We start from the raw sequence: 645 nt of genomic DNA on the forward strand, positions 1-645 counted from the left end.
GCACTGATCATATAGCGAAAGTCAAGGTGGCGGGTCATCTGCCCATTTTGCACAAGAACATATTCCTTCTCAAAGGGTGAAATACCAGGAAATTGGCCGTGAATTTGGTACCAACCATCATAAATTTCCCAAACACCAGGCCGGATTTCAGGCTGAAAATCCCGCTTCAAGACGAAAGTCTCATCATCCCCCGTAATTTCCGCCATCCACCGCTTCTCATCCTCGCCAATCGGCATCAAAGGCAACTCGTGCGAAATCATCCAACCACTCCTCTCAAATTTTTGGTCTAGTAAGTACTAGTTAGTATAGGAAAAAGGGTCAACAATTTCAAGCTGTCACTCCTACAACAGCTTGCGAGACGAGGGCAAAAAAGGTAGTATGGACATGACAAGAAGTGCCATCGTTTAAATAATATGAAAATGAACTGTGCACAGAAAGCGATACGGGGAGACAGATATGGTGAAACTATTTCAACATCAAACATTGGGCGACTTAATGGCGGGCTTTTTCGATGGGTCGATGACCATAGAAGCCTTATTAAAAGAGGGCAACTATGGGATTGGCACTATGGACCATTTAGATGGGGAATTGATTGTGATTGACGGTAAGGCATACCAAGCCAAGGAAAACGGCGAATTAGTTGTT

1 protein-coding gene and 1 pseudogene are annotated in these 645 nt (G+C 44.2%); one reads left to right on the forward strand and one right to left on the reverse strand.

Going from position 1 to position 645, the window contains the following annotated elements; genetic code table 11:
• Positions 1 to 260 (reverse strand): annotated as a pseudogene (locus tag ACRCJ0_RS18145) (hypothetical protein); the annotation flags it as partial.
• 196 nt (positions 261 to 456) lie between these two features.
• Between ACRCJ0_RS18145 and ACRCJ0_RS18150 the strand changes: the two are divergent.
• On the forward strand, positions 457 to 645 hold a 189-nt coding region (locus ACRCJ0_RS18150; RefSeq protein ID WP_431391531.1), incomplete at its 3' end, for an acetolactate decarboxylase.

The sequence above is a fragment of the Aerococcus sp. L_32 genome (assembly GCF_050689315.1).